Here is a 23,454-nt window from a genome sequence, read left to right as displayed (position 1 = left end):
GGTTGATATTGACTGACGCTGTCGTCGGTTGAGTCATGGATGAAGGCCGCAAGGTCACTCCTGCCCGAGTGCCCGGCGCACCGGCTTGAAGCTCTGGCGATACTCGGGCAGGGGGCCATGCTCGGCCAGAATGGCAAGGTGCTCAGGGGTCGGGTAGCCCTTGTGACGGGCGAAACCATATTCGGGATGACGGCTATCGAGCTCGGTCATTTCGCTGTCACGGGTCACCTTGGCGAGGATGGAAGCGGCACTGATGGCAGCCACCAGGCTGTCGCCCTTGACCACGGCGCGGGCTTCCATCGGCAAGCTTGGGCAGCGATTACCGTCGATAAACACCAATTCCGGCACTATGTGGAGCCCCGCCACGGCGCGCTGCATCGCCAGCATGGTGGCGTGCAGTATGTTGAGCTGGTCGATCTCGCTGGGAGTGGCCCGGCCGACGGCCCAGGCCAATGCCTTCTCCTTTATCTCGCCGTACAGGGCGAGACGCTTCTTCTCGGAGAGCTTCTTGGAATCGGCCAGCCCGACAATGGGATTGGCAGGATCCAGGATCACCGCGGCGGTGACCACGTCCCCCACCAGGGGGCCGCGGCCGACTTCGTCCACACCGGCAACCAGCTTGTCTTCGGGAATATCGATCATCATCTTGCAGCCTTGAATCAAAACAGGCCCCGCAGGGCCAGTGTCAGCACAACATCGCCAGCGGGTGCACTATTTGCCAAGCAGCGCGAGTACGGCATCGGCAGCCTGCTTGTCGGCATCGCAGCGGATGCTCTGATGCAGCCGGGTGAAGGTGGCGATGAGCTCGCTGTTATCATGTTGCAGCAGCTTGCACACCTCTTCGACCAGATTCTCGGTGGTGCACTCGTGCTGGATAAGCTCGGGCACCAACATCTGATCCGCCAGCAGGTTGGGCAGGGAGACGTAATCCGTCTTGACCAGGCGCTGGGCCAACCAATAGCTGAAGGGTTTGAGCTTGTAGCCGACCACCATGGGTTTTTTCACCAGCATGGCTTCCAGTGCCGCCGTGCCCGAGGCCAGCAGCACCACATCGGCGGCCGTCATGGCCTCCCGGCCCTGCCCTTCGAGCAGCACCATTTCAAGCTTGGGGGCTATCTCCTGCTTGATCCGCAGGAACTGCTCCCGTCGCGCCTCGTTGACCAGGGGCACGATGAAACCGAGACTCGGGTAGTGTACCGTCAGGTGCTTGCACGCCTCGAGGAAGAGGGGGGACATGAAGCCCACCTCGGCGCTGCGACTGCCTGGCAGCACCGCCAGCCAGCGGCGGGAGGGATCCAGCCCCAGCTCGGCGCGAGCGGCCCCCTGATCCGGCACCAGCGGAATGGCATCGGCCATGGTGTGGCCGACGAAACGGCAGGGCGCATCGAATCTGTCGTAGAAGGCTTTCTCGAACGGCAAGAAGGCGAGCACCATGTCGGTGGCAGCCTTGATCTTGTGAATGCGGCCCTGACGCCAGGCCCAGACTGAGGGGCTGACATAATGAACCGTCTTGATACCGGCGCGGCGCAGTTTGAGCTCCACCCCGATATTGAAATCTGGCGCATCCACCCCGATAAAGATATCGGGCGGATTGGCAATGAAATGGCGCAGCAGTTCGCGGCGTACCTGAAGAATGCGTGGCAGACGGCCCAGCACTTCAGTGATGCCCATGACGGAGAGCTCTTCCATCTCGAACAGCGCCTTGACGCCAAGGGCCTGCATGCGCGGCCCAGCGATCCCTTCGAACTGCGCATCCGGATAACGGCGTTGCAGCTCACGCACCAGGCCGGCGGCCAGGATGTCGCCGGAGGTCTCTCCGGCAACGATACCGATGCGAATAGGATCAGGCACGGATGATGCCACGCTCATTGTCTTTGAGGAAATCGACATAGAGCTGGACAGCCGGTTCGCTGGCCGCCATCTCAGTCAGCACTGGCAGCACCTCTTCGATGGTCTTGCCTGAGCGGAAGATCTCTTTGTAGGCGCGCTTGACGGCGGATATCGCCTCCGGGCTGAAACCGCGGCGACGCAGGCCCTCGGAGTTGACCCCGAATGGCTTGGCATAGTTGCCAGCAGCCATGACGTAAGGCGGCACGTCCTTGTTCAGGGCGGCGCAGCCACCGATGAAGGCGTGGGAGCCGACTCGGCCAAACTGGTGAATGGCAGAGAGGCCGCCGAAGATGACGAAATCGCCGATCACCACATGACCCGCCAGGGTCGCATTATTGGCAAAGATGCAGTTGTCACCGATGACGCAGTCATGGGCCACGTGGACGTTGACCATGAACAGATTACCGCTGCCGACCTTGGTCAGACACTGATCCTGCACGGTGCCACGGTGGACGGTGCAGTTTTCGCGAAAGACGTTGTTATCGCCAATCTCGAGGAAGGTGCGCTCACCGGCGTACTTCTTGTCCTGGCAATCCTCACCGATGGAGGTGTGCTGGAAGATCTTGTTGCCACGGCCAATCTTGGTCGGGCCCTTGATCAGAACATGAGAGCTTATCCAGGTGTTATCACCGATCTCCACCTCGGCGCCAATGACGGAAAAGGGGCCTATCTCAACCCCTTTGCCTATCACGGCAGACTCATGGACGATGGCAGTATCGTGAATGACGGCTGTCGAATCGATCACTATTACACCTCGCGTTTGGCACACATCAGTTCGGCGGTACAGACCACCTCACCATCAACGGTGGCCACACCGGTAAATTTGGCAATGCCACGACGCTCCTTCAGGAACACCACGTCCAGCACCAGCTGGTCGCCAGGGCCGACCGGACGCTTGAAGCGCGCATGGTCGATGGAGGCGAAGTAGTAGAGCTCATTCGGGGACGGCTTGCCGACCATGGTGAACGCCAGAATGCCAGTGGCCTGCGCCATGGCCTCCAGGATCAACACACCGGGGAATACCGGTTTGGCCGGGAAGTGGCCCTGGAAGATGGGTTCGTTGAACGAGACGTTCTTGATGGCACGCAAGGTCTTGCGCTCATCGCTTATCTCGTAATGTTCAACCTTGTCCACCATCAGGAACGGATAACGGTGTGGCAGCAGATCCATGATTTCCTGGATCCCTAAGCTTTTCTTTTCAGTAGTCAAAACAGTACCCTATCGTGATTATTCTTCGTCACCCAGTTTCTTCTCAAGCTGGCTTAACCGTTTGTGCATCTCGTCGATACGCATCACCCGGGCGGCGGTCTTGCGCCACTCTTTATTGGTTTGCAGGGGGATGCCGGACGAGTAGACACCGGGCTCGGTAATGGGTCGCATCACCATGGCCATACCGGTGACGGTGGCCTGGTCGCAGATCTCCATGTGCCCGTTAAAGACGGAAGCGCCGCCAATAATACAATACTTACCAACCTTGAGACTACCGGCCATCACTGTCGAACCCGCCACGGCGGTGCCGTAACCAATCTCGACGTTGTGGGCGATCTGGCACTGATTGTCGATGATGACATTGTCGGCAATGCGTGTGTCTTCCAAGGCGCCCCTGTCAATGGTAGTACAGGCGCCAATCTCGACTCTGTTGCCGATGGTCACGCCACCGAGCTGGGGGATCTTGATCCACTCGCCACGCTCGTTGGCATAACCGAAACCGTCTGCTCCTATCACTGTCCCGGCTTGCACCAGACAGTCCGTGCCCAAAGTCACCTCATGATAGAGCGTGACATTGGCCCACAGGCGGGAGCGATCACCCAATCGGGTGTTTTTACCCACGAAGCAACCCGGACCTATGCGGACATCGTCTCCCAGCACAACGCCGGATTCGATGACCGCATTGGCACCAATGGCAACCCTCTCACCCAGCTGGACATCGGCGGCAATGACAGCGCTAGGATGAATATCCATGGCTGGCTGCGGCGTAGTGTCCAGCAACTGGGCAACCCGGGCAAAGCCGACATAGGGATCCTTGAGTACCAGCGCATTGGTGGGACAAAACGGCAGATCTGCCTCCGTGATCAACACGGCGGTAGCCTGACTCTGCTCCAGATAAGTGCGGTACTTCTTGTTGGACAGGAAGGCGATTTCCCCCTTCCCGGCCTTTTCCAGTGTCGCTACCTTGCGAATTTCCTGGCTTCCATCGCCATGAACTTCTGCCCCGAGTCGCTGGGCCAGCTGTGCGAGAGTGAATGCCATCAATTAGTTGCTCTTGCTGACCTGAGAGATAACCTGACCGGAGATGTCCAGCTTGCTGGCAGCATAAGGGGCTGCGTTGCGCTCCAGAACCAGATCGTAACCATTGCTCCTGGCGATGGAGTCGATGGCCGCTTTCACCTTGGTCAGGATCTTGTTGCGCTCTTCAGCCTGACGACGGCCGTTATCCTGCTCGAAGGCCTGACGCTTCTGGTTGAACTCCATCTGCAGCTTGGCCAGTTTCTCCTGGTTCTGCTTCTTCTGATCGGCGCTCATGAAGGCTTCATCCTTCTTGAACTTCTCGACCAGCTTCTGGCCATCGGACTCCAGCTTCTGCAACTCGCGCATGCGCGGCTCGAACTCGCCTTTCAGCTTCTTGGAAACCGCTTCACGCTGGGGCAATTTCTGGAAGATTTCGCTCATGTCGACCACGGCAATCTTGGTCTCAGCCAGGGCGGAACCCATGCCAGCGACCATCAGAGCAATACTCAGACCAGCGACTTTCAATGCTTTGTTCACACTTACTCCTTGTACCCCCGGATGAGGGTAACTGATTACCTTGAATTGCAAGCGACACCCGGTGCCAACTTGTTACTTAGCGGGGCCCGACGGCCCCATTATTTACCGCTCTCCCGAGGAGAGCGGTTACACCAGGTGGAACCAGCCTTGCTGGCTCCCTCCTTTAGAAGGTACGACCAATGTTGAAGGAGAAGAACTCTGTTCTATCCCCTTCGTACTCTTTGAGCGGACGCGCAATGGCAAACACCAGGGGGCCCATGGGTGAGAGCCACTGAACCGACAGGCCATAGGAGGCGCGGAAGTTGGTGGGATCCGAGTAGTCCATCAAGTACTTGCAGCCAGTGACACAGCGGTTCTGGTACTGGTCATAGTCGAAGGTGGTGTCCCATACCGAGCCCGCATCGACGAAGACACTAGTACGCAGCTGAGGCTGATAGGTCTCCGAGGCAAAGGGCGTCGGCACTATCAGCTCAAGGGAGGCGATAGCCAAGGCGTTACCCCCCACGGAGCTGTCGGTGCCTTGGGCAACATCGTTACCCCCTACGTTGTAGTAGTAGAGCGCCTTGGGACCGACGGTGTTGCTCTTGAAGCCACGCAGGGTATCGAAGCCACCGGCGAAGTAGTTCTCGAAGAAGGGCAGTACATGGTCATAGTCGCCGTTGCTGCCGTAGCCGTTGCCGTAGGAGAGGCGGGCCTTGGTCATCAGTACCCAGCTGTGATCCGCATCGAACGGGAAGTAGTGAGCATCTTCGGCATTGAGCTTGAAGTACTGCAGATCCATGCCGGGCACAGTCACCTTGGCGTTGATGCGCTGACGGTTACCATCGCTCGGGAAGGTGCCCTTGTTCAGGGTGGAACGGGTCCAGCCTGCGGTGAAATCGACCGTGTTGAAGGTCAGGCGGTTGTCACCGTCGATGTTGTCGCTGTATACCTTCCAGAACTCCTCAACCTGCTGATAGGGATTGGGCTGGGACAGCTTGTTATTCTCAAAGCCAAGGCTGAAGTCGAGGCGGTTGTTCTCGTTGACCGGGAAGCCGCTGGAGAGACGGAAGCCGATGGTGGTGTTCTCATAGTCAACGATGTTGGCATCTGCCGCGCTGAACTCGTTGTAGTAGAGACGGCCACCCAGGCTGACCCCATCGACGGTGAAGTAGGGATCGTTATAGCTGAGATCGATACTCTTCGAGTAGTCGTTGGTACTGGCCGAGATACCGATCTTTTTACCGGTACCCATGAAGTTGTCCTGCTGCAGGCCCGCCTGCAGGCTCAGACCCGAATCGGTACCATAGCCGACACCGGCATTGATGGAACCGGCCGGCTGCTCCTTGACCTTGAAGTCCAGATCCACTTGGTCATCGCTACCCGCCACGCGCTTGGTGTCCACGTCGGCACTCTCGAAATAGCCGAGCCGGTTGAGACGGGTCTTGGACTGCTCGACGTTGTCGGAGGAGAGCCAGGTGCCTTCCATCTGACGCATCTCGCGGCGCAGCACTTCGTCCTTGGTGGTGACGTTGCCGCTGAAGTTGATGTTGCGCACATAGACACGGGGACCCGGTTCTATGTTGATGATCAGCTCCACTTCCTTGGTCTCGTCATTGATCTGCGGGAAGGTGGTGACCTTGGGATAGGCATAACCATAACGGCCGAGTAACTTGGAAAGCACCTCTTCGGTGTGGGTCACCTGGCTGGCGGAGTAGACGCTACCTGCCGTGATGGGGATAAGCTCCTTCATCTCGGCACCGCGATCTATCATGTCACCCTTGAGCTGGATGCCGGAGACCTTGTACTGATCCCCTTCCTTGAGGTTGAGGGTGACATAGACCCCCTTCTTGTCCGGCGTCATGGAGACCTGGGTAGACTCCTGGGCGAAGCGGATGTAACCGCGATCCAGATAGTAGGAGCGCAGCACCTCGATATCGCCGGCCAGCTTCTGCTTCTGGTAGCGCTGATCGCCGGTGAAGTTCCACCAGGGCACATCGTCCTTGAGGGAGAGCTGGGCCAGCAGCTTCTCTTCCGGGAACACATTGTTGCCGACGATGTTGATCTGCTGGATCTTGGCCGCTTCCCCTTCGACGAAGGTGAACTTGAGGTCGACCCGGTTGCGGGGCAACGGGGTGACGATGGCCTTGACCTTGGCGGAGTACTTGCCCACACCGTAGTAGAAATCTTCCAGCCCCTTCTCGAGGGAGCTCAGCACGGTACGATCCAGGGGATCACCGACGCGGATACCGGAGGACTCCAGGCTCTGGGTCAGCTGCTCTTCCTTGATGTCCTTGTTACCGGAGAACTCGATGCTGGAGATGGTCGGTCTCTCCTTGACCGCCACTTGCAGCACATCGCCATCCCGATAGACCTTGACGTCCTCGAAGTTGCCCGAGGCATAGAGCTTCTTGATGGCGCTGGCCAGGGTAACGGGATCGACGGTGTCACCGACCCGGATCGGCAGATTCAACAGGGCGGCGCCCAGTGTCACCCGCTGCAAACCGTCAACCTGAATGTCTTGCACCACAAAAGAGGCAGGGGCCGCCTGGGCCAGGAAGCTGGCACCCAGCAGGCAACTCAACACCAATGCTTTTTTAACAGCCATTTTGTTCTTATGTGTCCTTGTTGATGCTCTGGCCTCAGAGGCGAGCGAAATCATTAAACAGCGCAATACCCATCAGCAACATCAGAATGGCGGCGCCTATCCTGAACCCCACTTCCTGAATCTTCTCCGAGACCGGCTTGCCAGTCACTGCCTCGATGAGGAAGTAGACCAAATGGCCCCCATCCAGCACCGGCAGCGGGAACAGATTGATGATCCCCAGGTTGACGCTGATCAGCGCCAGGAAACCGAGAAAATAGACCAGACCGTAATCGGCGCTGTTACCCGCGCCCTTGGCAATGGAGATGGGCCCGCTCAGGTTGTCCAGCGACACTATGCCACCAATCAGCTTGCCTATCATATCGAAGGTGAGCGTGATCAGGCTCCAGGTCTTGTGCATGCCCTGCCAGAGGGCATCGAGCGGCCCATACTGTAACAGAATTCGATATTCATCCGGTAATGGAACCACTTGAGGCGATAATCCCACGAAGCCCACCGCCTTGCCCTTTACCTCTTTGGCATGGGGAGTCAGGGTGATGCTCTGTTCACTGCCATCACGCTCAATGGTCAACTGCAAGGGCTGCTCGGGGGAAGATTGTACCTTGCCCACGAAGGCGACCCAGTCAGTCAGAGGTTCGCCATCCAGCGCCAGGATCTTGTCCCCTTTGCGCATGCCAGCCGTGTCACTGGCACTGCCCTGCACCACGTCGGCCACTACGGGCAACACCTTGGCCCCCAGCGGGATGATCCCCAGGCTGACGATGGGCGACTCTTTATCCGGATCGAATGCCCAGCTCTTCAGTTCGAGCGTCTTGTCGCTGGCATAACTGCTCTTGGGTTCGGTCAGCTTGAGCTGTACCGAATCGTCCCCAAGATGGCTTATCAGGGCATAGACAATGCTCTCCCAGTCACCGGTCGGCTCGCCGCCCACCTCGACGATCTGCATCCCTGGCAGCAAGCCAGCCTCGGCGGCGATGGAGTCAGTGCGCACCTCGCCGACGATGGGTTTGACACTTGGCACCCCTATCATGAACATCAGCCAGAAGGCGAACAGGGCGAACACGAAATTCGCCATGGGGCCGGCGGCGACGATGGCCATGCGGGCCCAGACGCTCTTGTGGTTGAAGGCCTGCGCCTCCTCCCCCGGTTTAAGCTCGTCGACCCGGCCGTCCAGCATCTTGACGTAACCGCCAAGGGGGATCAGCGCCAGCACATACTCGGTGCCATCCTTACCCATCCGGCGCCAGATAGCCTTGCCAAAACCGATGGAGAAGCGCTCCACCTTGACGCCACAACGGCGGGCCACCCAGAAGTGGCCAAACTCATGCACCGCAACCAGCAGGCCCAGGGCGACGATGAAGGCGCCGATATTCCAGAGTACCCCCCCCATCAGCCAAGGCTCCTTGCGTCATGTCCGGTCATCAGGTCAGCGCCGAAGGCGACCCTGGTGTTGTGTTTGCACTTGTTTTTGCACAGCGTACTCATGAGTCCAATTCCTTGATGTCATCGATGACCCGCGACGCTGCAAGGAGAAAAGCAGCAGGCCAGGGTATGGCATTCATCGGCTAAGTGCCTTAATCAAATCCTGAGCCCGGGCACGTGCAGCACAGTCCAGGGCAATCAAATCGTCCAGCGAGTCGGCAGACTGCCGGCCAACGGTCAGCAAGGCAGTCTCATTGACTCTGGCAATATCCATGAAACCGATGCGCTCGGCAAGGAAAGCCGCCACGGCCTCCTCATTGGCGGCGTTGAGTGCCGTGGTGGCACTCTGTCCCGCCTGGCAGGCGGCCATGGCCAGCGCCAGGCAGGGGTAGCGCTCGACGTCGGGACGAATAAAGCTGAACTCTCCGACACTGAAGAAATCCAGAGGTTCCACGCCAGACTCAATCCTGGCCGGATAAGCCAGGGCATGGGAGATGGGGGTACACATGTCGGGGTTGCCGAGCTGGGCCAGCACGGAGCCATCCTTGTACTGCACCATGGAGTGAATGACAGACTGGGGATGGACCACGACCTGGATCTGCTCAGGGGCGGCATTGAACAGCCAGCGCGCCTCTATGTACTCCAGGCCCTTGTTGAACATGGTGGCGGAGTCTACCGAGATCTTGGCCCCCATGGACCAGTTGGGGTGTGCCACCGCTTGCGCGGGAGTGACCTTGTCCAAGTCGTTGATATCGGTGTAACGGAACGGGCCGCCCGAACCGGTCAACAAGATTTTGCTGATGCCGGCCCCGGCCAGATCGCAGCAGCCAAGCTGACGTTGAATGGCCTCGGGCAGGCACTGGAAGATGGCATTATGTTCGCTGTCGATGGGCAGCAGTTCGGCGCTGTGGTCGCGCACGGCGTCCATGAAGAAGGCCCCGGACATCACCAGCGCCTCCTTGTTGGCCAGCAGAATACGCTTGCCCGCTCGCACCGCGGCCATGGTCGGCGCCAGACCGGCCGCCCCCACGATAGCCGCCATGACGCTGTGGGCATCGGGATGAGCCGCCACCTCGCACAGCGCCTTGGCACCGGACAGTACCTGGGTTTGGCTACCATGAGCCTTGAGTCGGCTCGCCAACTCGCGGGCCGCGGTCTCGTCGACCATGACGGCGAAGCGGGGGGAGAATTCGAGGCAGTCACGCAGCATGGTATCCAGACTGCGCCAGGCGGTCAGCGCCAGTACCTGCCAGCGGCCCGGATTATGACGCAGCACTCTGAGGGTGCTCTGACCGATGGAGCCGGAGGCCCCCAGGATAACGAGCTGGCGCATTAGCCCCCCTGGCTCAGCAACAGATAGCTGAGCAGGAAGACTGGCAGGGCCGCCGTCAGGCTGTCGATACGATCGAGAATGCCACCATGACCCGGCAACAGGTTGCCGGAATCCTTGATGCCCGCCTCACGTTTGAACATGCTCTCGGTCAGATCGCCCAGCACCGAGGCCAGCACCGCCAGCAAAGAGCAAAGCAGCACTGTGCCCATCTTGGCGGGCACAAACCCCATCCACCAGGTCACACCGACCGCGAGCAGGCCCGCGGTAAACAGACCACCGCACAGACCTTCGATGGTCTTACCCGGGCTGACGGAGGGAGCCAGCTTGTGTTTGCCAAACGCCTTGCCGAAAAAATACGCGCCAGAATCTGCCGCCCAGACCAGGCCCATGACGAACAGCAGGATCCAGGCGCCCATGGAGGAGTCGTGATAGAAGTTGTAGCCGCGAATGGCGACCATGGACCAGAAGAAGGGGATGAGCGTCACCAGGCCAAACAGCGACTTGAGCCAGACAGACTCCTTCCACAGTCTGGCACTCTGGGGGTAGCGCAGCACCAGCAGCAGGCCGAGCAGCCACCAGCTGGCCGCCGTCCAGAGCACCCCCATCAATATGGGGTTGAGTCCAGGGGCCCACAGCTGCTCCACCGGCAGCCACATCAGGCTGGCACCGAGCAAGAGACAAAACAGCAGGGGTATCCATTCCCGCCGCTCACTGCTAACAAAACCACCCCACTCCCGACTGGCCAGCAAGAAGACCAGGGCTGCCAACAGGGCAAAAAATTTCAAAGGCAAGAAGAACAGCGCCCCCAGCACCAGGGGGATCAGACACAATGCGGTAATAATTCGTTGTTTTAGCAAAAGAAACCTCTCTCTTGGGAGCGGGGTTTAGCCGGTCTGTTGCTCGGCGATCAATTCCCGGATCTGTTCACCCGTACACCCGAAGCGACGCTCGCGGGCCACGAAAGAGGCAACTGCCTCACTGAACTCGGCCTCGTTAAAATCGGGCCATAACACAGGCGTAAAATGGAGCTCGGCATAGGCGAGCTGCCATAACAAAAAATTGCTGATGCGGTGATCTCCACCGGTGCGGATCAGCAGATCGACCGGGGGCAGATCGGCCATGCAGATGGCCTGTCCCAGTCGGGCTTCAGTGATCTCCTCGGCTTGGAGTTCACCCGCCGCCACGGCTTCGGCCAGCTTGCGCGCAGCCTGGGTAATGTCCCACTGACCGCCGTAATTGGCGGCAATATTGAGGGTCAAACCCTGATTATTCTCGGTCAGTGCCTCTGCCTTGGCGATCTTGGCCCGCAGCCGCGCACTGAAACGCGAGGTATCGCCAATCACCCGCAAGCGGATGCCGTTGCTGTGCAGCTTCTTGACCTCGCTGCCGAGCACGGTGAGGAAGAGCTCCATCAGGGCACTGACTTCCCCTTCCGGACGACGCCAGTTCTCACTGGAGAAAGCAAAGAGGGTGAGAGCATCCATCTTGGCCCGTGCGGCAAAGGTCACCGTCTCCCGCACGGCCTTGACGCCGGCCTTGTGCCCATAGACCCGCATCTTGCCACGGTTCTCGGCCCAGCGCCCGTTGCCATCCATGATGATGGCGACATGGCGGGGCAGACACTGGTTGGCGCTATCGCCGAAGGCTGCCAAACGCGACATTCATTTCTCCCACAAAGACAAAAGCGCCGTGCAGGGGCACTACACGGCGCTCGTAATATACCTGTCAGACGCTTAGATTTCCATTAGCTCCTTTTCCTTCACGGCCAGGGCGTCATCCGCCAGCTTGATGAAGGCATCGGTGAGTTTCTGGATCTCTTCCTGGGCACGACGGTCGTCGTCCTCGGAGATCTCTTTGTCCTTGAGCAGGGCCTTCAGATCGGCGTTGGCATCGCGACGGATGTTGCGGATGGCAACCCGGGCACCTTCGGCCTCGGAGCGGACGATCTTGGTCAGATCGCGGCGGCGCTCTTCGGTCAGCGCCGGCAGCGGCACACGCAGAGTCTGGCCATTGCTGGACGGGTTCAGACCCAGATCCGAGGTCAGGATCGCTTTCTCGATCGCCTGCATCATGGAGCGATCGAAGATGGAGATGGACAAGGTGCGGGCATCCTCGGCCACCACGTTAGCCAACTGCTTGAGCGGAGTCGCTGCGCCATAGTACTCAACCTGGATGCCGTCGAGCAGGCTCGGGTGAGCACGGCCGGTACGGATCTTGGACATCTGGGATTTGAGCGATTCTACGCTCTTGGACATGCGGTCCTTGGCGTCGTTTTTAATCTCGTTGATCACAGTGGTTTTCCTTTTGGCGAACGAACCCGCGACGGGTCCGTTTCTAGCTTAATTTACTGACGCAATGGATAACAAACCGCCTTCCGGTTCGCTGCAATCTTACTTGCCGACGTGGTGGATCAGCGTGCCTTCCGGTTCACCCATGATAACCCGGCGCAGGGCACCCGGCTTGTTCATGTTGAAGACACGGATCGGCAAGTCGTGATCGCGCGCCAGGGTAAAGGCGGCAAGATCCATTACTTTGAGTTCTTTATCAAGCACTTCGTCGTAGCTCAGCTCATGATACAACACGGCGTCCGGATTCTTAACCGGATCCTCGGTGTAGACACCATCGACCTTGGTGGCCTTGAGCACCACGTCGGCTTCGATCTCGATCCCACGCAGGCAAGCCGCAGAATCAGTGGTAAAGAAGGGGTTGCCGGTACCGGCAGAGAAGATGACAACCTTGCCGGCGCGCAGTTGGCTGATCGCCTCAGCCCAACTATAGGAATCGCAAACACCTTGCAAGGAGATGGCAGACATCAGACGGGCATTCACATAAGCACGATGCAGGGCATCACGCATCGCCAGGCCGTTCATGACGGTAGCCAGCATGCCCATGTGGTCACCCACCACGCGGTTCATACCCGCTTTGGCGAGACCGGCACCACGGAACAGGTTGCCGCCGCCGATGACCAGACCGACTTGAACACCCAGCTCAACCAGCTCTTTGATCTCTTGGGCCATCCGCTCCAGTACAGCCGGATCAATGCCAAAACCCTCGGATCCTTGCAGGGCTTCACCACTCAACTTAAGAAGAACACGTCGGTATGCAGGTTTGGGATTGGTACTCATGTCACTGATTCCTGGTCATATAAAGACCGCGACATAAGTCGCGGTCTGGAGTTAGCTAAAACCGGTTCGGTTATGCCTTCTGAGCAGCCGCGATCTGGGCAGCAACTTCGGCAGCGAAGTCAGTTTCCTGCTTCTCGATGCCTTCGCCCACTTCGAAGCGAGTGAAGGAAACAACGTCAGCACCTTCTTTCTTCAGCAGCTCGGCAACGGTCATGGACGGATCCTTGACGAAGGGTTGACCAGTCAGGGAAACCTCACCGGTGAACTTCTTCATGCGGCCTTCAACCATTTTCTCGGCGATCTCTTTCGGCTTGCCGGAGTTGATGGCGATGTCGATCTGAATTTCGCGCTCTTTGGCAACGACTTCAGCGGACACATCTTCAGGCTTGACGAATTGCGGGCTGTTGGCAGCAACGTGCATAGCCAAGTCTTTGGCCAGCTCGGCGGAGCCACCGGTCAGCTTGGTGATAACACCAATGCGGGAACCGTGTACATAGGTACCCAGGTTGTCACCTTCAACCAGCATCACGCGACGCAGGTTCATGTTCTCACCGATCTTGGCGATCAGGTTGGTGATGGTCAGCTCGACGGACTCACCGTTACCGAAGTCGGCCGCTTTCAGGGCGTCAACATCAGCAATTTTCTGGGTCGCAGCGATGTCAGCGATCTTCTGGCCCATGCCCATGAAGCTGGCATCTTTGGCGACGAAGTCGGTTTCGCTGTTCAGCTCGATCATGACGGCAACATTGCCTTCGGTACGGGCAAAGATCACACCTTCAGCAGCGATACGGCCTGCTTTCTTGGCGGCTTTGGCCTGACCAGATTTACGCATGTTCTCGATCGCCAGCTCGATGTCGCCATTGGCTTCTTCGAGTGCTTTTTTGCAATCCATCATGCCAGCGGCGGTGCGCTCGCGCAGTTCTTTTACCAGGGCGGCAGTAACGTTAGCCATGTCCAGTATCCTCGGTCTTGAATTGACAAGAAACAGGGGCCACAAGGGCCCCTGCTAACCAATTACATCAGCTTGGTTAATAAGGGCTTTAACAGTCCTTATCAATTACTCAGCTTCAACGAAGCCATCTTGTTCGGCTTGAACAACGATGTCTTGAGCGCGAGCTTCCAGTACGGTGTCAGCAGCAGCATTCAGGTACAGCTGAACGGCACGGATCGCATCGTCGTTACCCGGGATGACGTAATCAACGCCGTCCGGATTGGAGTTGGTATCAACGATGGAGACAACCGGGATACCCAGGTTGTTGGCTTCTTTGATAGCGATGTGCTCGTGGTCGGCATCGACAACGAACAGCACGTCAGGCAGGCCGCCCATGTTCTTGATACCGCCCAGGCTCTTCTCCAGCTTGTCCATTTCGCGAGTACGCATCAGCGCCTCTTTCTTGGTCAGCTTCTCGAAGGTACCGTCTTGGCTCTGGGCTTCCAGATCTTTCAGACGCTTGATGGACTGACGAACGGTTTTCCAGTTGGTCAGCATGCCACCCAACCAGCGATGGTTCACGTAGAACTGATCGCAGCGGATAGCAGCATCTTTGACGGCTTCAGACGCAGCACGCTTGGTACCAACGAACAGTACCTTGCCTTTTTTGGCAGCAACGGAGCTCACGAAGTTCATGGCATCGTCAAACATCGGAACGGTTTTTTCCAAGTTGATGATGTGAACCTTGCTACGGGCACCGAAGATGTAGGATTTCATTTTCGGGTTCCAGTAACGAGTCTGGTGACCGAAGTGAACGCCGGCTTGCAGCATGTCGCGCATAGAAACTTTAGCCATTTTATACCTCTGTATTGGGGTTAGGCCTCCACACATCCCATGTAACCGACCCCAAAGGGGCACCCCGGTACAGGTATCGATGTGTGTGTGTTATTGATTAGGGTGATGAAACCGGGACAAGTAGTTCCGGTTCCGGCGCGCTTTATACCATAAGTTTGCCACTGGCGCCACCAGCAGCCGCGCTAAAAAAGGGCAGCGGGGTCGACTCTGCGCCAATGATTTGACCTTGTGATGACAATCACACTGGAAGTCGGCGGGGGTTGCGGATAAAATTTTGCCCTGATTGCAAACGCATCTATTTTTCATTACCTGCTTGTTGTCGGCCATGCCGACGAAGAACCAGGCCGCAAGAGAGATCCCATGTCCATTAAAATCAAGACGCCGGAAGAGATTGAAAAGATGCGCGTTGCCGGCCAACTGGCCGCCGATGTGCTGGTGATGATAGCCCCCCACGTACAGGCAGGCGTCACCACTGACGAACTCAACACTCTGTGCCATGACTTCATCGTCGATGTCCAACAGGCCGTTCCGGCCCCCTTGAACTATCACGGCTTCCCTAAATCCATCTGCACCTCGGTGAATGATGTGATCTGTCACGGTATCCCCAACCACAAGAAATTGCGGGAAGGCGACATCGTCAACCTGGACATCACCGTCATCAAAGATGGCTACCACGGTGATACCTCCGCCATGTTCATCGTCGGTCAGACCACCCCCCTGCGCCGCCAGCTGTGCAAGGTTGCCCAGGAGAGCCTGTATGCCGCCATCAAGCGGGTACGCCCGGGCATGTGCATCACCGAGATTGGTGCCGTGATCCAGCCCATCGTCGAGCAGGCCGGTTTCTCCGTGGTGCGTGACTACTGTGGCCACGGTATCGGCAGCGAATTCCATGAAGAGCCGCAGATCCTGCATTACCGCAACAACGGCAAGCTGGAGCTCAAGGCGGGCATGTGCTTCACCATTGAGCCCATGGTCAACAGCAAGAAGTACCACTGCCGTACCAACCCCAAGGATGGCTGGACTGTCACCACCAAGGATGGCGGCGACTCTGCCCAGTGGGAGCACACCCTGCTGGTGACGGAGGATGGCTGCGAGGTGCTCACCCTTCGCCCGGACGACACTATCGACCGCCATATCAAACAGGGTTAACATCAAACCCCGGCCCAGCGCCGGGGTTTTTGTTTTCCAGACGATGAGATGCCATGGACGCCAGCCTGCTTTCCCCCCATCTGCTGCCCGATGATGACCTCAGCCGGGATAACTGCAAAGAGTACCTGAGCCGTTTTCTCGGCTGGTTGCACGCCCGCTTCGATGCTGGCGACAACATCATCGAACTGGTGGCGACCCGCTCCTTGTACATGGATCAGCTGCTCACCCGGCTGTGGCACAAATTCGGCTTCGATCAGGAGACGCACCTCACGCTCATCGCCGTGGGCGGCTATGGCCGTGGCGAGTTGCATCCCCACTCCGATATCGACCTGCTCATTCTCTATGAGGGGGGGCAGCTCGACGAGGCCCTGGGGCTGCGCATCGGTGAGTTCATCACCTTGCTGTGGGATCTGAAGCTGGAAGTGGGTCAGTCGGTACGCAACGTGGCCGAGTGCATCGAACAGGGATTGGCCGACATCACGGTCGCCACCAACCTCATCGAGGCGCGCCATATCACGGGCAACCTCGGCGGATTCGAGACGCTCCAACAGGCCACCCGCCCCGAGGTGTTCTGGCCGAGCGAAGATTTCTTTCGCGCCAAGCGCGCCGAGCAGGCCCAGCGTCACCAGCAGTTCCTCGGCACCGCCTACAAGCTCGAACCCGATCTCAAGAGCAACCCGGGGGGGCTGCGCGACATCCAGACCCTGGCCTGGGTTGCCCGTCGCCATTTCGGCGCCACCACCCTCTATGAGATGACCAGCCACGGTTTCCTCAATCGCGCCGAGTACCGTGAGCTGCTCGACTGCCAGAACTTCCTGTGGAAGGTGCGCTTCGCCCTGCACATGGCCATCAACAGAGGTGACAACCGCTTGCTGTTCGACCGGCAGCGCACCGTCGCCGAGATGCTGGGTTTCGAGGGGGAAGGCAACCGATCGGTCGAGCAGATGATGAAGCGCTTCTATCAGACGGTACGGCGGGTGTCCGAGCTCAACGAGATGCTGCTACAGCTGTTTGATGAGGCGATCCTCGGCAATACCGCCATGGACGTGCGCCGGATCAGCGACGAGTTCCAGCTCCGTGGCCGGCTTATCGATGCCGTGGACGCCGAGCTGTTTGGTCGCGATCCCGCCGCCATATTGCGGCTCTTCTACCAGATAGCCCAGCACCCCGAGATAGCCGGCATTCACTCGGCGACCCTGCGTCAGCTGCGTGAGGCGCGGCGCAAGCTCGACTGCTGGCTGCAAGATATCCCCGAGTGCCGCCGCCTGTTCATGGCGCTGCTGCGCCACCCCAACGGCATAGGCCAGCCGCTCACCCTGATGCATAAGTACGGGATCCTCGCGGCCTATCTGCCTCAGTGGAACCTCATCGTCGGCCAGATGCAGTTCGACATGTTCCACGCCTACACGGTCGATGAGCACACCCATCGCCTGCTCAACAACATTCATCACTTCCCCACGTCGGCCAGCCGCCAGACCCATCCGCTCTGCCATGAGATAGTGAACCGGCTGCGCAAACCCGAGCTGCTCTGTATCGCCGCCCTGTTCCACGACATCGCCAAGGGACGGCGCGGGGATCACTCCGAGCTCGGTGCCGTCGATGCCCTGGAGTTCTGCCAGCTGCACGGGCTGGATCGTTACGAGAGCCGCCTGGTCGCCTGGCTGGTGCGTCATCACCTGCTGATGTCGGTCACCGCCCAGCGCCGGGACATTCACGATCCCGAGGTGGTGACCGATTTCGCCCAGAAGGTGCGCGATGAGCAGCACCTGGACTTGCTCTACTGCCTGACCGTGGCCGATATCTGCGCCACCAACGACAGTCTCTGGAACGACTGGAAAGGCACCCTGCTGCGCGAGCTCTATTTCACCACTCAGAAGGCGCTGCGTCAGGGATTGGAAAACCCACCCGATATCCGGCTGCGTATCCGTGAGAACCAGCGCCAGGCGCGCCAGCTGCTCAGTCAGCGTCATCTGGACGATGCCTCCATCACGGCGCTGTGGAGCGACTTCAAGGCGGACTACTTCCTGCGCCACAGTCCGGAGCAGATCGCCTGGCACAGCCGTCACATTCTCGAACAGGAGGGTGCAGGCGAGACGCCGCTGGTCACCATAGGCAAACACCCGACCCGAGGCGGCAGCGAAGTGTTCATCTATTGCCGCGACACCCCGAATCTGTTTGCCACCGTCGCCTCGGCACTGGATCAGAAGAACCTCAACATCCACGACGCCCAGATCATGAGCTCGCGCAGTGGCTATGTGCTCGACACCTTCATCGTGCTGGAGCCCAATGGCGAACCCATCAGCCCCAACCGCACCGCCACCATCCGCAAGGCGCTGGAGAAGGCACTGCAAGAACCGGGCAAGCTGGTGCTGCGCAACAAACCCCTGTCCCGCCGTCATCGCCAGTTCATGGTGCCGACCCGGGTGGTGTTCTTGCCCCACAAGGGAGAGAACCGCCACACCCTGCTGGAGCTGACGGCGCTGGATACCCCGGGGTTGCTGGCCCGGATAGGGGCAGTTTTCCAACAGTGCGGTCTCAGCCTTCATGCCGCCAAGATCACCACCATAGGCGAGCGGGTAGAGGATTTCTTCAGCCTGACCAATCGCGACGGCGAGCCGCTGACCCAGGCCGAACAGCTCAGTCTGGAGGAGAAGCTGGTCCATCAGCTCAACCCCCAGGAGCAAGAAAGCTGAACCCAGTGACGCTCGCAGACCGTCGGGACACCCTGACCAGCCAGTCCCGACCGCTTGCTGGACGAAGAAATCGACCCTCCCCCTTAAAACCGGCGGGAAAAGTGTGATACAACAAACGGAATTTTTTAAAGGAACCCCATCATGACCGAGTTGCAACAGATCATTGAGTCGGCCTTCGAGCGCCGCGACACCATCACCCCAGGCTCCGTCGATGGCGCCACCAAGGCCGCCATTTTGCAGGCCATCGAGTTGCTGGACAGCGGCAAGGCGCGGGTCGCAGAGAAGATTGCTGGCGAGTGGGTCGTCCACCAGTGGCTGAAGAAAGCGGTGCTGCTCTACTTCCGCATCAATGACAACGGCATCATCAAGGGCGACGACGCCCAGTACTTTGACAAGGTTCCGCTCAAGTTCTCCGATTTTACTGCCGAGCAGTTCAAGGCAGCCGGTGTGCGCGTCGTGCCGCCGGCCACCGCCCGCAAAGGCTCCTTCATCGCGCCCAATACCGTGCTGATGCCCTCCTACGTCAACATCGGCGCCTTCGTCGATGAAGGCACCATGGTCGATACCTGGGCCACCGTCGGCTCCTGTGCTCAGATTGGCAAGAACGTCCACCTCTCCGGCGGCGTCGGCATCGGCGGCGTGCTGGAGCCACTGCAGGCCAACCCGACCATCATCGAAGACAACTGCTTCATCGGTGCCCGCTCCGAAGTGGTGGAAGGTGTCATCGTCGAGGAAGGCTCCGTCATCTCCATGGGCGTCTTCATCGGCCAATCCACCCGTATCTATGACCGTGAAACCGGCGAAATCCACTATGGCCGCGTCCCGGCAGGCTCAGTAGTCGTCTCCGGCTCCCTGCCCTCCAAATGTGGCAAGTACAGCCTCTACGCGGCGGTCATCGTCAAGAAGGTCGATGCCAAGACCCGCGCCAAGGTGGGTATCAATGCCCTGCTGCGCTCCATCGACGAGTGATGAGTCATTGAATGCAAAACAGGCGCCTTATGGCGCCTTTTTTGTTGTTATCTTGCCCCGATGGGATCGGATCGTCATCGATGATGCCAGCCCCTACGCCCTCCTTCTGGAAAAGGGTTCGTACGGGCCTCGTTTTATTTTGGCGCCCCAGTCACAGGCCTGTCGCGCTTTCTCGGTTATCATGGGTGGGCGAGACGGTTTTAAGCCAAGGAAATAGTCGAATGTACGAGAATCTGAAGAGTTTGGGGATCCAGGATCCCGCGGCAGTGGACAGTTATACCCTCCGTCAGGAAGCGAACCACGACATCCTCAAGATCTACTTCAAGAAGTTGAAAGGAGAGTTCTTCGCCAAGAGCGTCAAGTTCAAATACCCCCGGCAACGCAAAACCATTTTGGTCGACTCTGGTACCCACCAGTACAAGGATGTCACCGAGATCAATGCCAACCTCAAGTATGTGGTGGATGAGCTCGACAGTCTGACCCAGGGGGTCCATAGCCAGGCCGACCCTGATATCAAACAGAAGATACTGCGGGATCTGCGCCACCTGGAGAAAGTGGTGGCCAACAAGATCAGCGAGATAGAGAAAGATCTCGAGAAACTCTGATAGCGGCCAGCGCCGCACCAATAGCAAGGGCGCCTGATGGCGCCCTTGCTATTGGGGTGTAAAAAACCTCTCGCCTCGTCGTTCAGCCGCCTGATACAAGGGGCACAGCCATTCCATCACAAGCTGTCACGCAAGCCCGGCTCGCCTCCCTGCCAGCGCAGACACTCAGCGGCCGCAATAGAAAAGGGAGGCTAGCGCCTCCCTTTTCATCTCTGTCTTTCAAGCAAGCGGATTAGTTGCTCTTCATCCAGATATCCATGTCGGTTTTCAGGTTGTCAGACTTGGTACCGAAGATGGCTTGTACACCAGAGCCAGCAACGACCACACCGGCAGCACCCAGCTTCTTCAGGCCAGCCTGGTCAACCTTGGCGACCTCTTTCACACCCACCCGCAGGCGAGTGATACAGGCGTCCAGGGAGGCGATGTTATCTTTACCACCGAAAGCGGCAACCAGAGCAGCAGACATATCGTCTTTGCTTTGGACGGCATTCACTTCCACGGTTTCGTCTTCACGACCCGGGGTTTTCAGGTTCATGGCACGGATGACAACGGTGAACACCACGTAGTAGAGCGCGGCATAGGCCAAGCCCAGACCCACCAGCAGCCACATCTTCTGGGCATTGGGGGATTGCACCACGAAGTCGATGAAACCGTTGGAGAAGGTATGACCGTGGACAATGCCCAAGGAGTTGGTCAGCACATAAGCCAGACCCGCCAGCAATGCGTGGATGGCGTACAGTACGGGCGCTACGAACAGGAAGGAGAATTCGATTGGCTCAGTAATACCGGTCAGGAAAGAGGTCAGGGCGGCAGAAGCCATGATACCGACGATCTTGGCACGGTTTTCCGGCTTGGCAGAGTGTGCAATGGCAAACGCAGCAGCAGGCAGACCGAACATCTTGAACAGGTAGCCACCGGCCAGTTGGCCGAAGCCGTTGCCAGCGGCGCGAGTCGCGTCGTTAGCAGTCAGGAAGCAGGTCATGATGCCATGTACGGTTTCACCGGCAGCGTTGACACAGGTACCCGCCTGATAGAAGAAAGGCACGTTCCAGATGTGGTGCAGACCGAACGGGATCAGGGAGCGTTCAACCACGCCGTAGATACCGAAGGCCAGTACCGGGTTCTGGTTGGCAGCCCAATCGGAGAAGGCAGCAATGGCTCCGCCAACCGGTGGCCAAATCACCGACAGGATCACACCCAGACCGATGGAGACGAAACCAGTGATGATGGGCACGGCGCGCTTGCCGGCGAAGAAGCCCAGATACTCTGGCAGCTGGATCTTGTAGAAACGGTTGAAGGCCCAGGCAGCCACACCACCGGCGAGGATACCCCCCAGTACACCGGTATCGATCTTGTCGACCCCCATCACCGGTGCCATCACCGACAAGGTTGCCGTCATGATGCCGTAGCCGACGATGGCTGACAGGCCGGAAACGCCATCATTGTTGGTGAAACCAAGGGCAACACCCACGGCGAACAGCAGGGCCATCTGGCCAAACACTGAACCACCGGCTTGCTCCATCAACTGGGAGACGATTTCGGGCATCCAGCTAAAGTGGGCGGCACCCACCCCCAGCAAGATACCTGCAACAGGCAAGACCGAGACAGGCAGCATCAGCGCCTTACCGACTTTCTGCAGGTTGGAGAATGCGTTTTGTAACATGTGTGTACTCCTGAATGATTGTTCCCTAACGGACCCATTCGAAGTTAAGCCTATCACGGGTATGAAAGCTAACCGGAAAAGGGAGATCGGGTGTTTTTATTTTGACGAGAACAATATAACCCAGAGAAAAGGGAAATTCTTTACTCTGGAATTAGCAGATAGGAAATTTGGAGAGGAGATCACAAGATGATTTAAATAAGTCTTTAACGTCGTTTTCTGGTTAAAATTTGGCAACATTACTATATTTCAATTCGATGAAAAGTGCCGTTTCAGATTGCATCTAAATACTGCCAACCGTAATAAAAGGAAACGAAACGTAACTCAATGTAACCACTTAATCATCTTGTGTAGAAACAATATAACCATTAAAAAGGCCCCCGACAATGGAGGCCTGATAAATATAGTGAAGGATAAAAAATCCGTTATTATTTTTGGGATTTTTTCACCGCATCAACGAATACTGACTTGGCTCGGCTAGAACCGCCCCGCTCGGCTTCACTGACCAATTGCATCGCTTTATCGATATCGCCAGCCTTGACCGCTTTCTCGATCTGAGACTGATAGAACGCCTCTGTCTCGCTCAGCATGGCTGGCGCGGGTTTGCTTGGCGCCGTCGCAGCTACAGCGGTTGCCGTCGCGCCAGTGGCAACGACTGCCGTGGTGGCTGGCTTGGCCTGACTCATGGCAACTTTATCGGCATATTCTGGTGTGAACACGGCCTCAATACCCTGTGCCTTGGCCATGTCGGTGACCACTATCTGTACCAGTCCCCAAGGGGAGTGAGGGATCACCGGATCCTTGATATCGGGTTCGACTGTGTTGTTGGCCCGGGCAAAGGCTTTGGCAGGGTGCAAGATGGTGGTGGAACCACTCAACTGATCTGCCGGTGCATAGACCACCATATAGGTTTCGCTCGCGGGATTGCCCGGCATGCTGCGATCGACAAACACCTTGCCCTCGATGCGATCGGCATCCATCAGGTGAGCTGGCTGATAGGAGAACACAGACTCACCCAGTACACGGGTTACCTTGAAATTGGCATCCAGCATGACAACCTTGGGTTGCAGCACAGTTTTGCCAACCTGTGAGGCCAAGCGAATGTAGAGGTTACCCGTGTCTTTGGGCAGACGATAAGCGGCAAAATAGCTCATGCCTTCATCGAAACGGTAGCTGGGTTGCTTGCCATCCAGGCTAAGCAGCGTCTCCCCTTCCGGCAGATTGGCATATTGGAACTCATTGAAACCGGCACAGCAGTTGCTGGCCTGCGACAGGGCCTGCTTGGCCTGATCGGCATTGTCCAGAACGGCCGCATGCTCTTGCAAGGGCACGCCCATATTACCCGCACAACCGGTCAACCAGACGGTCACTGCGGCGGCAATCGACATCTTTACCAGCGTCATTCTTATTATCCCTCTTATCCGGTGGCCGTTACCCGGCGAAACGAAACTGCCCCCAAGTGGGGGCAGTCA

General features: G+C 58.1%; 21 protein-coding genes. 4 read left to right on the top strand and 17 right to left on the bottom strand.

Features of this window, described 5'->3' with window-relative positions; genetic code table 11:
• Positions 1-54: 54 nt before the first annotated feature.
• The 15 genes from rnhB to rpsB all read right to left on the bottom strand — a co-directional run bounded on the left by rnhB (position 55) and on the right by rpsB (position 14,906).
• The gene (rnhB, locus tag M2366_RS06120; RefSeq protein ID WP_259269210.1) at positions 55-645 is read right to left on the bottom strand and encodes a ribonuclease HII; all 591 of its coding nucleotides are present in this window, start codon (positions 643-645) and stop codon (positions 55-57) included.
• A 66-nt stretch (positions 646-711) separates the two neighbouring features.
• Positions 712-1,851, bottom strand: a complete 1,140-nt coding sequence (lpxB, locus tag M2366_RS06115; protein ID WP_042040751.1) for a lipid-A-disaccharide synthase — start codon at positions 1,849-1,851, stop codon at positions 712-714.
• Entirely contained in the window at positions 1,844-2,635 is a 792-nt protein-coding gene (lpxA, locus tag M2366_RS06110; protein ID WP_259269209.1) for an acyl-ACP--UDP-N-acetylglucosamine O-acyltransferase, read from the bottom strand. The genes lpxB and lpxA overlap by 8 nt, the downstream gene beginning before the upstream one ends.
• Before the next feature lie 2 nt (positions 2,636-2,637).
• Positions 2,638-3,099: a 3-hydroxyacyl-ACP dehydratase FabZ gene (fabZ, locus tag M2366_RS06105; RefSeq protein ID WP_005892075.1), complete on the bottom strand. Its 462-nt coding sequence runs from the start codon at positions 3,097-3,099 to the stop codon at positions 2,638-2,640.
• Between the two features lie 18 nt (positions 3,100-3,117).
• Positions 3,118-4,140, bottom strand: coding sequence for a UDP-3-O-(3-hydroxymyristoyl)glucosamine N-acyltransferase (gene lpxD, locus M2366_RS06100; protein WP_224431033.1), 1,023 nt, complete (start codon positions 4,138-4,140; stop codon positions 3,118-3,120).
• Between the two features lie 3 nt (positions 4,141-4,143).
• A complete protein-coding gene (locus M2366_RS06095) occupies positions 4,144-4,656 on the bottom strand; it encodes an OmpH family outer membrane protein (RefSeq protein ID WP_042040753.1) in 513 nt (170 codons plus the stop codon).
• A 163-nt stretch (positions 4,657-4,819) separates the two neighbouring features.
• Positions 4,820-7,243 carry an outer membrane protein assembly factor BamA gene (bamA, locus tag M2366_RS06090; RefSeq protein WP_042040754.1) on the bottom strand — a complete coding sequence of 808 codons (2,424 nt, stop codon included), beginning with the start codon at positions 7,241-7,243 and terminating at the stop codon, positions 4,820-4,822.
• 34 nt (positions 7,244-7,277) lie between these two features.
• On the bottom strand, positions 7,278-8,630 hold the full coding sequence (gene rseP / locus M2366_RS06085) for a sigma E protease regulator RseP (RefSeq protein WP_259235548.1): 1,353 nt from the start codon (positions 8,628-8,630) through the stop codon (positions 7,278-7,280).
• Positions 8,631-8,798: 168 nt separating this feature from the next.
• A complete protein-coding gene (gene ispC, locus M2366_RS06080) occupies positions 8,799-9,995 on the bottom strand; it encodes a 1-deoxy-D-xylulose-5-phosphate reductoisomerase (protein WP_259235547.1) in 1,197 nt (398 codons plus the stop codon).
• A complete protein-coding gene (locus M2366_RS06075) occupies positions 9,995-10,852 on the bottom strand; it encodes a phosphatidate cytidylyltransferase (protein ID WP_224431036.1) in 858 nt (285 codons plus the stop codon). Before M2366_RS06075 ends, ispC begins: the two co-directional genes overlap by 1 nt.
• Before the next feature lie 27 nt (positions 10,853-10,879).
• The gene (gene uppS, locus M2366_RS06070) at positions 10,880-11,656 is read right to left on the bottom strand and encodes a polyprenyl diphosphate synthase (RefSeq protein ID WP_224431037.1); all 777 of its coding nucleotides are present in this window, start codon (positions 11,654-11,656) and stop codon (positions 10,880-10,882) included.
• Between the two features lie 72 nt (positions 11,657-11,728).
• The gene (frr, locus tag M2366_RS06065) at positions 11,729-12,286 is read right to left on the bottom strand and encodes a ribosome recycling factor (RefSeq protein ID WP_042040759.1); all 558 of its coding nucleotides are present in this window, start codon (positions 12,284-12,286) and stop codon (positions 11,729-11,731) included.
• Between the two features lie 99 nt (positions 12,287-12,385).
• The gene (gene pyrH / locus M2366_RS06060; RefSeq protein ID WP_042040760.1) at positions 12,386-13,120 is read right to left on the bottom strand and encodes a UMP kinase; all 735 of its coding nucleotides are present in this window, start codon (positions 13,118-13,120) and stop codon (positions 12,386-12,388) included.
• A gap of 70 nt (positions 13,121-13,190) precedes the next feature.
• Positions 13,191-14,072: a translation elongation factor Ts gene (gene tsf, locus M2366_RS06055; protein ID WP_005892045.1), complete on the bottom strand. Its 882-nt coding sequence runs from the start codon at positions 14,070-14,072 to the stop codon at positions 13,191-13,193.
• 105 nt (positions 14,073-14,177) lie between these two features.
• Positions 14,178-14,906: a 30S ribosomal protein S2 gene (gene rpsB, locus M2366_RS06050; protein ID WP_005892043.1), complete on the bottom strand. Its 729-nt coding sequence runs from the start codon at positions 14,904-14,906 to the stop codon at positions 14,178-14,180.
• A 360-nt stretch (positions 14,907-15,266) separates the two neighbouring features.
• On the opposite strand from rpsB, the gene map reads away from it, so the two are divergent.
• The 4 genes from map to M2366_RS06030 all read left to right on the top strand — a co-directional run bounded on the left by map (position 15,267) and on the right by M2366_RS06030 (position 20,322).
• On the top strand, positions 15,267-16,055 hold the full coding sequence (map, locus tag M2366_RS06045) for a type I methionyl aminopeptidase (RefSeq protein ID WP_042040761.1): 789 nt from the start codon (positions 15,267-15,269) through the stop codon (positions 16,053-16,055).
• 53 nt (positions 16,056-16,108) lie between these two features.
• Positions 16,109-18,748, top strand: coding sequence for a bifunctional uridylyltransferase/uridylyl-removing protein GlnD (glnD, locus tag M2366_RS06040; protein ID WP_042040762.1), 2,640 nt, complete (start codon positions 16,109-16,111; stop codon positions 18,746-18,748).
• 141 nt (positions 18,749-18,889) lie between these two features.
• A complete protein-coding gene (dapD, locus tag M2366_RS06035) occupies positions 18,890-19,717 on the top strand; it encodes a 2,3,4,5-tetrahydropyridine-2,6-dicarboxylate N-succinyltransferase (RefSeq protein ID WP_224431038.1) in 828 nt (275 codons plus the stop codon).
• Positions 19,718-19,938: 221 nt separating this feature from the next.
• A complete protein-coding gene (locus M2366_RS06030) occupies positions 19,939-20,322 on the top strand; it encodes a DUF3461 family protein (RefSeq protein WP_042040764.1) in 384 nt (127 codons plus the stop codon).
• Positions 20,323-20,554: 232 nt separating this feature from the next.
• Here M2366_RS06030 and ptsG read toward each other — a convergent pair whose 3' ends face one another.
• Positions 20,555-21,985, bottom strand: a complete 1,431-nt coding sequence (gene ptsG, locus M2366_RS06025; RefSeq protein WP_224431040.1) for a PTS glucose transporter subunit IIBC — start codon at positions 21,983-21,985, stop codon at positions 20,555-20,557.
• Positions 21,986-22,410: 425 nt separating this feature from the next.
• Positions 22,411-23,385 (bottom strand): MalM family protein, encoded by a 975-nt coding sequence (locus M2366_RS06020; protein ID WP_042040767.1) that lies wholly within the window; start codon positions 23,383-23,385, stop codon positions 22,411-22,413.
• Positions 23,386-23,454 lie beyond the last annotated feature (69 nt).

Origin of the sequence: Aeromonas sp. BIGb0405, from assembly GCF_024807335.1 — a bacterium.
GTDB lineage: Bacteria > Pseudomonadota > Gammaproteobacteria > Enterobacterales > Aeromonadaceae > Aeromonas > Aeromonas rivuli.
Note: the sequence above shows the minus strand (reverse complement) of the source record. Positions and strands in the feature narration are given on the sequence as shown.

Excerpts from the sequence above, each read along its gene's own strand:
- rnhB (WP_259269210.1), bottom strand. The coding sequence starts at position 645 with ATGATGATCGATATTCCCGAAGACAAGCTGGTTGCCGGTGTGGACGAA.
- lpxD (WP_224431033.1), bottom strand. The coding sequence starts at position 4,140 with ATGGCATTCACTCTCGCACAGCTGGCCCAGCGACTCGGGGCAGAAGTT.
- bamA (WP_042040754.1), bottom strand. The coding sequence starts at position 7,243 with ATGGCTGTTAAAAAAGCATTGGTGTTGAGTTGCCTGCTGGGTGCCAGC.
- rseP (WP_259235548.1), bottom strand. The coding sequence starts at position 8,630 with ATGGGGGGGGTACTCTGGAATATCGGCGCCTTCATCGTCGCCCTGGGC.
- ispC (WP_259235547.1), bottom strand. The coding sequence starts at position 9,995 with ATGCGCCAGCTCGTTATCCTGGGGGCCTCCGGCTCCATCGGTCAGAGC.
- uppS (WP_224431037.1), bottom strand. The coding sequence starts at position 11,656 with ATGTCGCGTTTGGCAGCCTTCGGCGATAGCGCCAACCAGTGTCTGCCC.
- pyrH (WP_042040760.1), bottom strand. The coding sequence starts at position 13,120 with ATGAGTACCAATCCCAAACCTGCATACCGACGTGTTCTTCTTAAGTTG.
- tsf (WP_005892045.1), bottom strand. The coding sequence starts at position 14,072 with ATGGCTAACGTTACTGCCGCCCTGGTAAAAGAACTGCGCGAGCGCACC.
- rpsB (WP_005892043.1), bottom strand. The coding sequence starts at position 14,906 with ATGGCTAAAGTTTCTATGCGCGACATGCTGCAAGCCGGCGTTCACTTC.
- map (WP_042040761.1), top strand. The coding sequence starts at position 15,267 with ATGTCCATTAAAATCAAGACGCCGGAAGAGATTGAAAAGATGCGCGTT.
- glnD (WP_042040762.1), top strand. The coding sequence starts at position 16,109 with ATGGACGCCAGCCTGCTTTCCCCCCATCTGCTGCCCGATGATGACCTC.
- dapD (WP_224431038.1), top strand. The coding sequence starts at position 18,890 with ATGACCGAGTTGCAACAGATCATTGAGTCGGCCTTCGAGCGCCGCGAC.
- M2366_RS06030 (WP_042040764.1), top strand. The coding sequence starts at position 19,939 with ATGTACGAGAATCTGAAGAGTTTGGGGATCCAGGATCCCGCGGCAGTG.
- ptsG (WP_224431040.1), bottom strand. The coding sequence starts at position 21,985 with ATGTTACAAAACGCATTCTCCAACCTGCAGAAAGTCGGTAAGGCGCTG.
- M2366_RS06020 (WP_042040767.1), bottom strand. The coding sequence starts at position 23,385 with ATGACGCTGGTAAAGATGTCGATTGCCGCCGCAGTGACCGTCTGGTTG.